Origin of the sequence: Nocardia sp. NPDC051321 (genome assembly GCF_044455225.1) — a bacterium.
Lineage (GTDB): Bacteria > Actinomycetota > Actinomycetes > Mycobacteriales > Mycobacteriaceae > Nocardia.
In genome coordinates, this window is the sequence record NZ_JBITEM010000008.1 from 60,657 (window position 1) to 75,677 (window position 15,021).

Genomic DNA, 15,021 nt, shown 5'->3' on the forward strand with positions numbered 1-15,021 from the left:
GTAGTCGACGTATCGCCCCTCTTTGACCGCTTCTTCACCGCTTTCAAGGCAAATTTTGCATGCGTACGGCCCATAGTATGTGTACGGTTTGGTCCGGTAATATCCCATATCGGGCGCTGCGGGATTGCACTGACCTCGTAAAAGCGCCGATTGCATCTCCGGTCCTGCGATGCGAACGGCCTCGCGATCGGGGGCTCGGGTCGGGCTCTGCGGTGTCACTGCGGACGCGGTCGGTGCGATCAAGATTGCGGCGGTGACCGCGGTTGCGCACGCCAAAGAGAATAATTTCATTTCGTGAATACTCCGATATCGTCCATGAATAGACGTATTTGTATGCGGGCAACCGGCTTCGGTTTACCGCAGTAGAGTGAACGTAGGCATGAATCCTCTGACGGTAAACATGGCAGTCGCACCTGTGTTACCGATGGAATGATCTGCTCCACGGTTACTGCCTCGATGACTCATCTCGTGGTATGGAGAAGCTTGCGCACTCCGAAAAGCCGGATGCGAGATGTGTCGATCCCCAATGAGGAATAACCGGAACCCACGTGCTGAAATCCGGCTCAGCTCTGCGCATTAGACGCGTGTGCTTGCCGGGTGGCTTCTGCAGCCTGGTTTATTTACTGGTCGCTCGAATACCCAAAGTAGCCCCCTGATGCATGATTCGCAATGCAATGCTTGTTCAGCGATCGCTGCGATATGTACAGAGGAGACGTTACCGCGTGATCCAGTTGGGTGTCCAGCGTTCTCGGATTTTTCGCTGATCATGGCAGCTTCTCAATTGCTCGAAAATTGCTTTATTTCGAGCGGGTTCGCGCATGTCCTGGAAAAGCTGGTGGCCGGTTCGTTGCCGACACGTCCGCGTCCACCGATGTCACCGGAAACCGTTGTCGGTGGGGGGAAGTCAGAGGGAGGGGGATGGAAGTTGCGGGGAGGGGAGTGCCTGTGATGCCGACGGGGTGGCTCAGGAGGCGGCCCGCGGTGGTGATCAGGAGGGTCGTGCCGTTGAACGCGACGGCGGACACGAAGCCGTCGGGGAGATTGATTGTTGTGTCGAGCTTTCCGTCCGGGGTGAACCGGGCGACGGCGCTTCCGGTGCCGAGTGCGACCCATACGCCACCTTCGGTATCGACGGCGAGGCCGTCGCATTCGCCGGACGGTGCGTTCGCGAATACGTGACGGTCGCCCTTGTCTATCAACAGGATTCGGCTTTCGGCGTATTCGCAGACGTACAGCGCCTGTCCATCCGGGGCGAAGCCGAGTCCGTTGGGCCAGCGGATGTCCTCCCGGTGACATCGGCAAACAACACACTGCCGTCGGCGCCAACGAGCGGTGCCTCGAGCAGTCCAGTCGTCGTATACAGCGATGTCGGCATGTCGTCTCCGATCGGTCCGTGGTGTCGAGACAATCCCGCGTGACGCCGGGCCAGCTTGCGCCCACACTCCGCCAGGCGCACACTCTCCCACACCATAGCCAGACATCGAGATCCGACACCCTTTGCACAACCCGCGCAGAGGATGTGCAGCTCACGCAACGGGTGTGCGGCCCCAATTCGCCACGCAGGCAGCGGGAATCCGCACCCACACTCGGGATCCGCACCGACTCTATGGCCCTATTCCGAGTGCGGATCCCGAGAGGGAGTGCGGATTTGTGGTGGCACGGGGCGGGAGGGTCAGGCGATGGCGGCTAGTGGCAGTGGGGTGGTGACGCGCCAGGTGGCCGGGGTGTTGCGCATCAGTAGGGTGCAGTCGAGAGTTGCGCTGCCGGTGGGGAATCGGGCTTGGTTCTCGAAGAAGGTCGAGTGGACGGTGTGGGTGTGGGCCGGGCGCACTTGCCATTCGGGGGTGATCAGTTCGAGGCCGTCGAGGCGGTGTCCGTCGCGGCTTGCGGAGAAACCGACGGATCCCTGACGGAAGAACTCCGAGGCCGCGGTCAGGTCGGGGAACAGCTCGCTGCCGCCGAATTCGTCGACGGTGCGCACGTCCACGCTGACCTGCGTGGCGCCGTCCTGGCTGGTGAAGGCGACGTGCAGGTCCTGTTGGCTCTCTTCCACGTCGAAGCGGGCCAAGCCGTGCACACCGGGGAACAAACGGCCGCCCAGCAGCACATTCAGCGATGACCCACTATCGCGCTGCGGAATGTAGACGCCCTTCTCGACCCCATTCGGACCGTCCCATTCGACCGCGATCCGATGCGCGGCGTTCTCACTGCGCACACCGATCGCGCCGGGCAGCCCTACCGGACGCACCTGACCGAGCCGAACGAGGCAGATCCCCGCGACCGCCCAGTCGCCGACCACCTGGGGTCGCAGCGGCGCCGGTAACAGGCTTGCCGCCACCTCGGGCTCGACTCGGTAGTTGATCAGAAGTCGTCTCTCGATGACGCTCGAAATGTGCGGCATCATGTCGCCAATCCTCCTTCGGGAGTTGGCTTCACCACTGTGGCGGCGGATGCCGACCCCTCTGCATCCGACCGTACTCAGCAACGTTCAGCAGCGCGCCGAGACGTTCGTCGCATTCACAACGAACAACGGCGGGCCCAGCCCGGTAAAGGGCCGAACCCGCCGTTGCCGACGAACTCACATCATCAGGGCAGTCGCGCCTCGATCGCCTCGATGATCCGCGGCCGGAGCTCGGCGGCGCTGATCACCGCGTCGACCGAACCGACCTCGACAGCGCGGTGAATGTTGTGCACCTTGTCGAATTCCGCGGCGACCTCACTGAGCTTCTCCGTACGGACCGACGACCGCGTCTCGTCGAGCTCGGCGGTCAGCGTCGCCCGATCGGTGCCGGACGCGTTCGCGGCACGCGCCGCCAGGTCGCGCACCCGGGAATCGGCCGCGGTACGCCGGTTGACATCACCGGCGAACACCACCGCGGCGGCCGGAGCGCCACCGAGCACCGAGGCGAACGAGCCTTCCAGCGCCAGCACGGTCATATTCGGGTTCAGCTGCTTCGAGAACACCACGAACGCGCCACCGTGGTACCGCGAGATCACGCAGAACACAATGGGCCCCTGGAAGTTCACGATCGCCCGGCCGATCTCGGCGCCGTACTCCAACTGCAGCTTCTTCATCGATTCCGGCGACCCGTCGAAGCCGGACAGGTTGGCGAGCACGACCAGCGGCCGGTTGCCGCTTGCCCCGTTGATCGCCCGCGCGGCCTTCTTCGACGACTGCGGGAACAGGGTGCCCGCGGTGTAGGTGTCGGGGCCGTCGGTGGACGGGAACCCGCGCCGCGGCACGCCCCGCGACTCGATGCCCAACAGGCACACCGGGATACCGCCGAGGTGCGCGTCCTGCACCACCGCGGTCTCGGCGTCGGCCATCCCGGCCCAGCGTTCCAGCACCGGGCGGTCCTGGTCGGAGACCGCCCGCATGACGGACCGAATGTCGAAGGGCTTCTTCCGATCCGGGTTGGCGGCGGCCGAGAAGATCTCGCCGACGGTGCGGAAGTCGCTGTCCGCCAACGCATGCGGGAAGTCGGAGATGTCGCGATCGATGGGATCACTTGTCTGCGACCGGCGCGGCCCCTGCTCGCCGGGTGCGATGTAGGTGTGGTCGTAGTGCGACATCAGCACGTCGCGTGCCGCGGCCAGATCCGGCGCCCAGTACTGCGCCTGCCCGTTCGGGCCCATCACCCGGTCGTAGCCGCCGATGCCGAAGTTGTCCTCGGCCGACACGCCACCGGAGAAGTCCAGCGCCTGCTTGCCGGTGAGCACCATCGCCGAGTCCGGCGTCATCACCAGGATGCCCTTGGTGTGCATGAGCATCGTCGCTTCGGCATTCCAGTACGGCTGCGCGCCGACGTTGATGCCGGCGACCACGATGTTGATTTCGCTGCCGTCCTGGGTGAATTCGACGATCCGCTTGAGCGCGGCCGCCACCCAGTCCATGTTCTCGGTGCCGGACTCCATGGAGATCCGAGCGCCGGAGGACAGTGCGTACCACTCCAGCGGTACCCGCATCTGTTGGGCGAGATCCAATGCGGCGATGATCCGGCGGCATTCCGGTTCCGACAGTGCGCCAAGCGATTTGGTCGGATCACCGAGCAGGATCACCCGCTTGACACCCTCGGGGTGCTGCGTGGTCGGCGTGCTGACCACGCCCGCCACGATCGCGGCGGAGTTGCGTCCCTTCGGCCGGTCGACCGGCACCAGCGTGTGGTTCGCGTCGAGGTCGTACTCGGCGAACTCACCGAGCAGACCGGTCAACTCGTAGGGGTACACCGTGCCGCGGCTGCTGGCCCGCAGCACCTTCTGCCGGTACTCGTCGAGCGGCTCGACTACCTCGTCGGTGCGTTCGCCGACGGTCACCTCGGTGGCGTCGAAGCCGATCCGCAGGGCGACCTTGGTGAGCTCGCCGGTCTTGGGATCGCGCTGGCGCGCGATGAGCAGGATCTCCTCCAGCCCGGCGCCGGCGGTGGTCGGACGCACATGCCGGACAACGGTTTCCAGCTCGGCCGGGGTGACGTCGATCGGCGGCCAGATGTACATCACGATGCGGTTGGTGTTGAACCGATTCGCGGACGGCCGCAGCGACTGCGCACGGCGGATCGAGTCCAGGCAGGTCGCGATGGCGATCTCGGCGGTCGGCAGCGCGAGCAGCCTGCCGTCCTGCTCGCGCAGCGCGGCCAGGTCGCGCACCTGCGCGAACGCGATGAGGCGCTCGTCCGCCGGGTTCTCCTTGGCGACGCAGCGGAACAGGTACACCTCCTCGTCGTCGGAGGACGGCAACCGGGTGAGGTCGAACTTGCGCAGCCGCTGCATCTGCATCCGCTGTGCGATGTACGGGTGCAGGCCGCGGATCAGTCGCTCCTCGACCATGCCGGTTGCCGACGGACGGAAGGTGAAGTGGTGGTGCATCACCGCGCCGCCGCTACCCGCGACCGCGACGGTGATCCGGTGCACCTGGCTCGGCAGCGTGTACGCGCCGAGGACATCGTGCAGCTCCGCCGCCATCGCGTCGTAGTCGGCGGGCTGCTTCTCCCAGCTGAGGTAGATGTCGGCGTCGATGGACGCGGCTCCGCTGGCCAGCTCCTTGAGCCCGCGCAACGCGGTGTCGAGCGCGTCGAAGCGCACCGCCGTGGACACCAGACTCAGGCCGCGACGTTCGGCGATCACGAAGGTGCAGCCGCCGACCTCGTGGGTGCGCACACCGGCGAGGCCCTTGTTGCCGTAGTACCGACGGGTCAGCACCTCGAGCATGACGGTGTTGTCCTGGTTGCCGCGCACCAGTCGCTGGCCGAGCAGCCGCACCAGCGGCTCGGTGCTGCGCACCATGTCGGAGATGCGCTCGGCTCGGTCGGCCGAATCCGGATGAGCGTCCAAGTGGCGCAGGTGCTTACGGATGCTGGTGTACACCCGGGCGCGATTGCGCCGCAGCAGCGGCTGGCCGTACCAGGCGTACACCAGACCGCGCGCGAGGTCGGCGATCACCGGGACGCGAATCTGGGTCGCGGCTACGAGGCGCTCCAGCGCCAGGCCGACCGGCTCGCGGAGCGCGCGATCCGGCATCGGCTCCCGCAACCATTCGCGCAGCAGCGTGGTGATGACGGTGACGGTGTCGGACGGGCGCTGCTGGGCGAGGAAGATACGGAAGACCGCGGCCTCGAGTTCGGGGGAACGTTCCAGCTCGGTGACGCCGTAGTGCCGGAGCGCATTGGCCAGCTTGGCTTGGAACGACGCCGACAGCCCGGCCCGCTCGACATCGAGACTCTGCAGGTAGGTGTGGAAGTACTCGCGTGCGCTGTGCACGTGGCCTTGGCTGCCGTCCTCATCCGCCGAGCGGTTCTGGCTCAGCTCGGCGAGGTCGGCGAACACCTCCATGAGTTCGAGTTCCTCGGCGAGCGGCCTGCGACCGTCCGCGAGGGCAGCCTGGCGCGCGGTGAGGTAGTCGCTGAGCACGCGACTGTCGTCGTGCGGGTCGACGTCGTAACCCAGCAGCAGGCTGCGCAGATCTTCCTGGCCACGAGTGGTTCGTTCGTGCGGTTGCACCTGCGCGGGACCGACGGGCAGGTCCAGCTCGACGGTCCCGACGGCCTCGGCCTCGGCCTCGTCCGCATCGCCGAGCGGCTCGAGCCACAGCAGCGGCGCACCGGTCTCCACCTGGGTACCGACGGATACGGCGCATTCCTTGACCCGGGCCTTGAACGGCGCGCGCAGCACCGTTTCCATCTTCATGCTCTCCAGCACGAGGACCGGCGCGCCGGCCTCGACCTCGGCGCCGACCTCGAGTGGTGTGGCGACGACCAGCGCGGGCGCGGGGGAGCGGACGACACCGCCCTCGTCGCGGCTGATCCGATGGGTCACTCCGTCGACATCGACGAGGTGGACCGGTCCGTGGGTGCCGGTGGTCAGGCGGTAGCGGGTGCCGTTGACCATGATCTGCCCGGTGTGCCGGTCGAAACGCTCCAGATCGACATCGGCGGTGCGGATGTCGCCGTTGGCCTCGATACCGATCCGGAACCGGTGCGCACCGATCCGCGCGACGCGCACGCGGTAGCCCGCGCCGCGCAGCTTGAGGTCGAGCGGTCGACCACTCTCGTGCTGTACCTGCGGTCGCCCGCCGGACGCGGTGGACAGCAGCCGGTGCTGCTCGGCCCGCTCGTCCTCTTCGTAGGCGTCGATGGCGGCGGCGGCCAGCGCGATGGCGGAGTGCCGATGCGAGACGAGCCTGCCTTCACCGCGGACGCGGTCGATCCAGCCGGTGTCGGCGCTGCCATCGATCACCTCGGGCTGGTTGAGCAGGTCGAGCACGAAGCTCTTGTTCGTCGCGCCGCCCTCGATGATCACCCTGGTCTGCGCGACGGCCCGGCGCAGCCTGCCCAGCGCCTGCTCGCGGTCGCTGCCGTAGGCGATGATCTTCGCGATCATCGAGTCGAAGTCGGCGGGGATGGTGTCGCCCTCGCTGACACCGGTGTCGACGCGAATGCCAGGGCCCGCAGGCAGATTCAGCCGCGCGATGCGGCCGGGGGCGGGCGCGAAGTCGCGGTCGGGGTCCTCGGCGTTGAGGCGGGCCTCGATGGCGTGCCCGCGTTCCGCGGGCATGTCGCCCTCGAGCCTGCCGCCGGATGCCACGTGCAGCTGCGCGCGGACCAGGTCGAAACCGGTGGTGTATTCGGTGATCGGGTGCTCGACCTGCAGGCGGGTGTTGACCTCGAGGAACGCGAACAGCTGGTCGCCGGGATGGTAGAGGAACTCGACGGTCGCCGCGCCGCGGTAGTCGACCGCGATGGCCAGCCGCTCGGCCGAGGCCTTGAGCTCGGCGGCCTGATCGGAGCTGAGCACCGGCGAGGCCGACTCCTCGATGACCTTCTGGTTGCGTCGCTGTACCGAGCAGTCGCGGACGCCGAGCGCCCACGCGGTGCCCTGGCCGTCCGCGATCACCTGGACCTCGACGTGCCGAGCGCCGGTGACCAGTCGTTCCAGGAACACCACGCCGCTGCCGAACGCCCGCGCGGCCTCTTGCCGGGTGCGCTCATAGGCATCGACGAGGTCTTCGTCGTTGGTGACGACGCGGATACCGCGCCCGCCGCCACCGGCGGTCGCCTTGAGCATCAGCGGGTAGCCGATCTCGGCCGCGGCGGTCATGGCGGCTTCCACGGTCTCCACCGCGCCGCGGCTCCACGGCGCGACCGGCACGCCGACTTCCTCGGCGATCAGCTTGGCGCCGATCTTGTCGCCGAGCTTGCGCATGGCCTCCGGGCTTGGGCCGATGAAGGTGACGCCGATCTGTTCGCAGAGCTCGGCGAAGGCCGGATCTTCGGCAACGAAACCCCAGCCGACCCACGCCGCGTCGGCGCGGGTCGCGACCAGCGCCTGCTCCAGCGCCTTCAGGTCGAGGTACGGCCGCGCGGACGCGGGCCCGAGATCGTAAGCGATATCGGCCTCGCGCACGAACGTCGCGTTCCGGTCGACGTCGGTGTACAGAGCGACGGTTTCGATCGGACGCGCGGTTGCCGCGGCCAAATCTCGGACGGCGTGGATGAGCCGCATTGCGGCCTCTCCCCGGTTCACGATGGCGATGCGGCTGAACACTCGCCGACTCCTTTCTCTCCAGAGCTGGCCCGATCGACGGGCGTGGGTGACAACTCACGGTCCCGCGTAGTGTGCACCTCTAATCCAAATATGTGCACAGCGAACGGGTGTTACCGGCCCGTAGCGTGCAAGAAGCCGGGGTCGGCAGGTCCAGGATGGGGCTCATCCGGCGGGCCGGTGTCCAGAATCGGGCCGGTCGCGTGGACGAATCACCTTGGGTACAAACAGTATCTGTCCTCTATGACAGATACGCCTCCGCTGGCGTGGTGCGGACCAGAACTGGTCATCGGTCCGGCGGTTGGCGGTCGCACGTTCCTGTCCCGATGATTGAGCGAAGCGGTTGCGTTTCAGTTCGCGTCCTGACCCGCGGAATTGGTCGGCAGTGCCAACTTTCGCCGGATTCAACTGGGGAGCGGTGGCATTGTCCCGTCGTCCGCGCAGCGATACTGTGCGGCTATGAGCGAATCCCGGTTCCGCCGCGGTCTCGTGCAACCGCTGTTTCTTTCCGCCGTAGTCGCGTTGCTTCTCGCCTCGGCCGCCTGCGGTGGCACCGGCGAAACCCAGGCCAAGCCAAGCGATCCGCAGGCGACCAGCGTCGAGGTGAACCAGACCGGCGGCTTCGCCGGAGTCGACCAGCGCTACGTCGTCGACGACAAGGTCGAGAACCAGCGCCGCGGTTCGTTGTTCGACATGGTCGACAGCGCGCAGTTCCAGACACTGACCGACGCCTACACCGGTCCGAACGACTGTCGCGACTCCTACTTCTACGCGGTGACCGTCACCTACCGCGACGGCACCAGTAAGCGCGTCACCACCGACGAATGCAATGAATCCCCGAAATTGCTGACCGACATCATCGCGCTCACGAAGGAAATCGGCCAGCGCCGCGACGGGAACTAGCCACTGACGCGAGTGTCCGGCGTCACTCTGCGCAGACGATTATGCGTGGTTGAATGACTTGGTCCGTATCCAGCGTCTCCTGAAGGACCGCTGAGCGAGGCCGAGTGTTGGGCGTTGCCCCGATTCAGGAGGTCGTCGTGAGCGAAAGGTTCGAGGTTCTCCTGCACGGCCCCATCGAGGCTGTTTTCGATCTGATCACCCAGGCGAGATTCTGGCCGCAGTGGCACCCGTACACCCGTTCGGTGGGCGGGGTGACCGAGCGGCCTTTTCGGCTGGGCGACGCCGTATACGAGCACGGCGTTACCGACGGAATCGACTTTCACCTGTACTGGGAGGTGCGCGAGTACGAGCGTCCGTTGCGCGTGATGCTGTATGACCGCGGGCACGATGCCACCTTGCGATACACCTTCCAGGAATGTGGTGCGGACACGCTGTTCAGTCGCGAGCAATGGATCAATCCCGACCGTGCGCAGGGAGTCGCCAACAGTCCGGTGTCGTTCACCGATCGGGTAGCGGAGGCGTCCGAAGCCGCTGTTATCTGGTTGGCAGATCACATCAATGGATTGCTGGAAGCTGAAAAGTCGAGCATTCCGCGGGTTCGAACGCTGGGGCTTCACCCCTGACGCTGATGTCCACTTCCTAACACGAATGCGGTTGACGGAGTTCGGATCTCAGGTCAGGTGGTCGAAATCGCCACGCACCCAGCCGATGTGGCGTTCGGCGGAGCGCCGGATGGCGGCGCGAGCGTCACTGTCGATGGTTTTGCCGAAATTGTCGTAGAGCCGGTCGAATTCGAACTCTTCGGCGGCCGTCGCGACACGTTCCACCACGGCGGGTGAGAGTGGAATGCGGTTGGGGTAGCTGCGCATGAAGGCAACCGTTTTGCGGTCCGGGTTGGCCTGGATGGTGTCCGCGCTGAACAGCACGCCCCTGCCCTCGGCTCCCGCCGCCCAGTGCAGCACCGAGCTGCCCTGGAAGTGTCCGCCCAACTGGCGCAAGGTAATCCCCGGCAACAGTTCGAGCCGACCGGACCACGGGCGAATCACCGGATCCGGCCGGGCGATCCACCGCAGATCGGATTCCGGGACAAGCACCGGCACGCCACCCAGCGCCCGGCTCCACTCCACCTGCACGCCGTAATGGTGCGGATGACTCGGCACGATCGCGACGACCTCGCCGAGCTCCCGCACCTGACGTGCGCCGTCCTCATCGACATAACCGGTCACGTCCCACAGCACATTCCCCGCCGGTGTCCGCACCAAGTGGGACTCCTGCCCGATCCCCACCGCCGGTTCGATCGTCACGCCGAACATGTCCGGCTCCAACTCCCGCATCACCACCTTGTGCCCCGCCGCGACGAGCTTCTCGAGCGTCATCCACTGCTGGCCCTCAGCAGGCACCCACTGCCGCTCATCAGCGCAGATACGGCAAACCTCCGCCGCAGCCTCATGCTCGACCGCACACGTCTGACAGATCTTCCACATACCCGGCATTTTAGCCTCAGGCGCCGACGATCTTTGCGGGCTTCAGTGCCACGTGCCGTTGCGGCTCAGCCGAAGCCGATCCCTTGGCGTGAATTATCTTCAGTGTCCCGCGTGCTGAGTGGCGAGCCGTCTGGGGGTTCGGCAGTGGTCCGGCTGAGTATCATTGGCGGACAGCGCAATCAACCACGCCAGGCGGGTATTGTATTGGTGCAGAACATAACTGGGGACAATTCTCTCGGTTATGCTGCTACGGTTGCGGAACGCCCAAGAAGTAGGCGGGGATGGGACCCGACGCTCGGCGTGATGGGGGCTCTGCGCGGTCTGAATTCCTTTCCGACACAAAAGGAAGTCGTGTTATGGCCGATTATCTTCGGACCGCCGAACGGCGGCCCCTCATGCCCAGGAATTGGATCATGAAACTGGCGGTAGCCACGGCGGCCGCGTTCGCGGGCGTCATCATGCTGGCCGGCCCGGCCATGGCGGACCCGTCCCTCAAACTCACGGTCGACAACAAACAGCACCTCAACGCCGACGGCAGTGCGCAGATCACCGGCACCTACACCTGCACCGCCGTCGGCCGGGCCAACACCGCCAGATTCGCCTTCTTGAGACAAGATAACGTCCAGGGCGACGCGCCTGGGGGTAGGGGAATGGTGACCTGCGACGGTGCCGCGCACCCTTACACCAGCGACGTCGCGGCACCGGTGACTTACCCCTACCAACCCGGCCCCGCCACCGTCGACGTCACCTGGGATCTGTACAGCGCCGACGGGAGCACCGAGGTCAGACTCACCGACGTCCCCGTCACCCTGCAGTAGTGCGCTCCTTGACATATGCGACCGGCCACGGCCATCGACGATGTCGGCGAATCGGTAGCTGCGCTACCCGCCGGAACCCGAGCTCTCGATACTGCCGTCTGCAGCGGGCCGTGAATGCTGGATCGCACGATTGCCCGGGCGCGAAAAGCGGTCGCCACGGCGGCTCGCCGCTGCTAGCTTGCCGCCGTGGAACTCTTCTCACGCTCGTGGACGGCATTGCGCTCCGCCGTGGCCGAACTCCCGGACCATGACTTCGCGCAGCCGTCCGGCTGCACCGGCTGGCTGGTCCGGGACCTGGTGTGTCACTTGATCATTGACGCGCAAGACGTGCTGATCACCCTGGTGACCCCCACCGAAAAAGAAACCACCCGCGACGCGGTGACCTACTGGAAAGTCGTCGAACCACCGACAGGCGACGATCCACTCGACGCCCTCATCGTCCGGCTCGCCGCCGCCTACGAGCAGCCGGAACTGCTGAAGATCCACCTCGACGACGTCGGCTCCGCCGCAGGCCGTGCCGCCGAACTCGCCAACCCCGACGCCCGAGTCAGCACCCAAGACCAGGTACTCACCGTGGCAGACTACCTCGCCGCGTACGTCATGGAATGGACACTGCATCACCTCGACTTGATCTCCCACCTCCCCAACGCCCCGGAACCGCCCACCGAATCCCTGTCGCGCGCCCGCGAGATGCTCGAAAAGATCGCCGGATCACCCTTTCCTGCCTCATGGTCCGACAAGGACACCCTCCTGATCGGCACCGGCCGCCGACCCCCAACAGCCGCCGAACAAGCCGAATTGGGCGACCTGACAACGAAACTCCCCTTCGCCCTCGGATAATCCTTCGAGATTGAAAGTGCTTCTTAAAGAATGTAAGTACGGCACTGCCGGGAGTTCATGATTCGGGAAATTGATTTACCGTGGTCCGGGATCGACCAGTCGGAGTGAGTGCAATTCGCTTGCTTCGTGGCGGCGGACGGCTCGGTGATGCGCGTGTCCGCGCGGCGATCGGACAATCGAGTTCGGCAGTGAGGGTGCAGGTGTCAGTCATGCGTTCGTCCATGCGGTATGTGGTCACCACCGTGGTGACCGTCGGTGTTGCCGTCGGTTCGTCTGCTGTCACCGTCGTCGCGAGCGCGGAGCCGAATGGCTGCGCGACGACGTTCAATTTGTTCATTCCCGGGACCTGGGAGACGGATGAGGACGCCGATCCGGCGCGACCCGTCGGCATGCTCGCGCCGATCGCGGACGCTATTCAACGCCAGCAGGGTCCGCGATCCGAAATCTATTTCACGCCTTATATGGCTCGCGCATTCGACAACGGCTACACCTATGCCGACAGCAAGAATACCGCGCTGGCCAACGCGACCGCCGCGTTGCGTGATTACGGAAGTCGCTGCCCCACCACCAGGTTCACGATCAACGGTTACAGCCAGGGTGCCGACGCCGCCGGCGATCTAGCTGCCGACATCGGCAACGATCGCGGCCCGGTCGCCGCCGACAAAGTCCTGGCCGTCGGCCTGCTTTCCGACCCGGGAGCGGGCACCAAGGGCGAGGTCGTTGTCGGACCCGGCACCGCGGGCACCGGGATCGCCGATCCCCGGCCGCAGGGTATGGGCAAACTGTCGGGTCGGGTGACCTCGATCTGCGACCCCAAGGACCTGTACTGCTCGATCCAGAAGGGCATCAACCCTTTGCTCGGGGCGTTGGGCTCGATTTTGAGCAAGACGCTGAGTATCGGTGCGCCACAGACAGACCCCAATCTTCCCGTGGCCGCCGCCCTGACCTCGGATTTCTCGAAAGCCGATCTGCCGGGCCTGGCGGCCGATGTTGCCGGTCTGACCACCGGTCTCGCCGCCCCCGCGGGCATCGACCTGGCGCGGGTCCGCACCAGCGCGAACAAGCTGTTGGACACCCTCAACCCCTTAGTCGACCTGGTCGATTCGGGTGCGGCCAACCCGGCCGCCACGGCCCGGCTGGTCGCTGCCTCCGACGGCACCGCGGAACACAACGCGGGCGAGGTTCTCACCATGGCAGGGGAATCCGACCTATCGGGTGCCGTATCCGCGGTGAGCATGATCGCCGACACCGCGACCAAACTGCTGAACCGTGGCGTCGGCACACTGCGCGCGGGCTCTCCCAGAGCGCGCTCGCTTCGCGCCGAAGCCCACGCCGTTCGCGACGGGATCGCCCCGCTGGCAGACACACCGGCCGACACCCTTGGCTCGGCGACGAGGATTCTGTCGCTGCTCAAACCGAGTGTGATGGTCGACCAGGCACTCGACGTCGCCGCCGATGTCACCTCGTTCGACTTCCCCGGCATCCTCGACAACCTCACGCTGCTGCCGCAGAAGATCGTCGCGATGGACGCCGGTGGCGCCAACGAGATCGCCGGTGCGCTGAACAACCAGCTGCGACCACTGGCCGAACTCGGCGGAAGCGTTGACCTGAAATGGATTTCGCAGGTTCTGTCGATCATCCCGGACTCGCAGGGCTATACCGAGGTCGCGGCGAAGGTGACCTCGATCATGGCCAACGTCGACATCCCGCGACTGGTGAACATCGTCAGCCGGATCCAGGACGTCGCCTGGTCGGTGCTGCAAAAGGTGGTCCCGCCGCCCGGGCAGGCACCTGACCTGATCGGCGCGGGCGTCGCGTTGTCCGGCCTGCTGCCGATCGGCGCCGACCTTGCTTCGGCGGCTGCCGACATGTTCGCGGGCAAGGCGCAGCAGGCCCCGCCGCAGGTGCTCGGCAAGAAGGCGCCCACCCCGGCGCGCACCATCGCCGCGCAGGAGGACCTCGATCTCGGCGCCCTGACGGCCCCGCTCGGCCGGATGGTGCCGTTCCACGACATCAACCTGGTCAACCTCGTCGTCGACGGCCTCAGCGCCGCGAACTTCGTCGCCTCCGGTGTACACACGAACTACGGTTCTCTCGTCGTCGACGGGTCCGGCCGCAACGCGGTCCAGTGGCTCGGCGACTGGATGAACCAGCGCATCGGATACGTCAAATAGACCCGCCGGACAGTGCCATGATGAGGGGAGCACGGTCGGTTTCCGGAAGGGGATGACGATGTCGGAACGGTCTGGCGATCCGTTCGGTGGTCGGCAACCGACCAGCCACGAGCGGATGACTGGACTGCCCTGGGACGCGTCGTATCAGGACGGTCCCGCGCCCTGGGACGTCGAAGGTCCGCAACCAGCGATCGTGCGGGCAGCCGCCGACTTCACCGGCCCGGTGCTCGATGTCGGGTGCGGTTCCGGGGAGAACGCCCTTTATGTTGCCTCGCTGGGGTTTTCGGTGCTTGGCGTGGACGTGGCGGAGACCGCGTTGGCGATCGCTCGGGACCGTGCCGCCGAGCGGGGGATCGAGGCCGAGTTCCTGGTGGCCGACGCGTTTCGACTGGACCGGTTGGGTCGCAAGTTCGAGACGGTCTTGGACTGCGGTATGTTCCACACCTGTGACGCGGCCGAACGTCCGCGATATGCGGCAAGCCTCGGCTCGGCCATCGAGCCCGGCGGCACCCTGTATGTGTTGTGCTTCAGCGACATTGGCCCCGACGTCGGTCCGCATCCGGTCAGTCGCGACGATCTCGGCTCGGCGTTCGAATCCAGCGCTGGTTGGAATGTCGTTGCCATCGAACAGGATCGAGTGCTGACGAGATTTCACGGCGACGACGGCGCCCCGGCCTGGTTCGCGACGATCAAACGGAGCTAGCCCACAGGTAGACGCGGGAAAATCTGTTGGTCGTCCTTGGCCGGGTCAATACAGTGCCTGGAAAC

Annotated in this window: 10 protein-coding genes; 6 read left to right on the forward strand and 4 right to left on the reverse strand. The window is 65.9% G+C overall.

Annotation, left to right across the window (positions count from 1 at the left end):
• Positions 1-797 precede the first annotated feature (797 nt).
• The 3 genes from ACIA8C_RS20125 to ACIA8C_RS20135 form a co-directional block, all read right to left on the reverse strand.
• The gene (locus ACIA8C_RS20125) at positions 798-1,481 is read right to left on the reverse strand and encodes an SMP-30/gluconolactonase/LRE family protein (protein WP_397136723.1); all 684 of its coding nucleotides are present in this window, start codon (positions 1,479-1,481) and stop codon (positions 798-800) included.
• A gap of 191 nt (positions 1,482-1,672) precedes the next feature.
• Positions 1,673-2,404, reverse strand: coding sequence for a DUF2071 domain-containing protein (locus tag ACIA8C_RS20130; RefSeq protein ID WP_397136725.1), 732 nt, complete (start codon positions 2,402-2,404; stop codon positions 1,673-1,675).
• A gap of 182 nt (positions 2,405-2,586) precedes the next feature.
• Positions 2,587-8,037 (reverse strand): carboxyl transferase domain-containing protein, encoded by a 5,451-nt coding sequence (locus tag ACIA8C_RS20135; protein ID WP_397136727.1) that lies wholly within the window; start codon positions 8,035-8,037, stop codon positions 2,587-2,589.
• A 456-nt stretch (positions 8,038-8,493) separates the two neighbouring features.
• Here ACIA8C_RS20135 and ACIA8C_RS20140 point away from each other — a divergent pair, with 456 nt between their 5' ends.
• A complete protein-coding gene (locus tag ACIA8C_RS20140; RefSeq protein WP_397136730.1) occupies positions 8,494-8,937 on the forward strand; it encodes a protealysin inhibitor emfourin in 444 nt (147 codons plus the stop codon).
• Between the two features lie 104 nt (positions 8,938-9,041).
• Positions 9,042-9,560: an SRPBCC domain-containing protein gene (locus ACIA8C_RS20145; RefSeq protein WP_397136732.1), complete on the forward strand. Its 519-nt coding sequence runs from the start codon at positions 9,042-9,044 to the stop codon at positions 9,558-9,560.
• Between the two features lie 48 nt (positions 9,561-9,608).
• Here the strand turns inward: ACIA8C_RS20145 and ACIA8C_RS20150 are convergent, their stop codons facing one another.
• A complete protein-coding gene (locus ACIA8C_RS20150; RefSeq protein WP_397136734.1) occupies positions 9,609-10,421 on the reverse strand; it encodes an MBL fold metallo-hydrolase in 813 nt (270 codons plus the stop codon).
• A 413-nt stretch (positions 10,422-10,834) separates the two neighbouring features.
• On the opposite strand from ACIA8C_RS20150, the gene ACIA8C_RS20155 reads away from it, so the two are divergent.
• The 4 genes from ACIA8C_RS20155 to ACIA8C_RS20170 all read left to right on the forward strand — a co-directional run bounded on the left by ACIA8C_RS20155 (position 10,835) and on the right by ACIA8C_RS20170 (position 14,956).
• Complete coding sequence (locus tag ACIA8C_RS20155; protein WP_397136736.1) at positions 10,835-11,239, forward strand: DUF6299 family protein; 405 nt, start codon at positions 10,835-10,837, stop codon at positions 11,237-11,239.
• Positions 11,240-11,425: 186 nt separating this feature from the next.
• Complete coding sequence (locus ACIA8C_RS20160) at positions 11,426-12,079, forward strand: maleylpyruvate isomerase N-terminal domain-containing protein (protein WP_397136738.1); 654 nt, start codon at positions 11,426-11,428, stop codon at positions 12,077-12,079.
• 209 nt (positions 12,080-12,288) lie between these two features.
• Entirely contained in the window at positions 12,289-14,253 is a 1,965-nt protein-coding gene (locus ACIA8C_RS20165) for a cutinase family protein (protein ID WP_397136740.1), read from the forward strand.
• Between the two features lie 58 nt (positions 14,254-14,311).
• Entirely contained in the window at positions 14,312-14,956 is a 645-nt protein-coding gene (locus tag ACIA8C_RS20170; protein WP_397136742.1) for a class I SAM-dependent methyltransferase, read from the forward strand.
• Positions 14,957-15,021 lie beyond the last annotated feature (65 nt).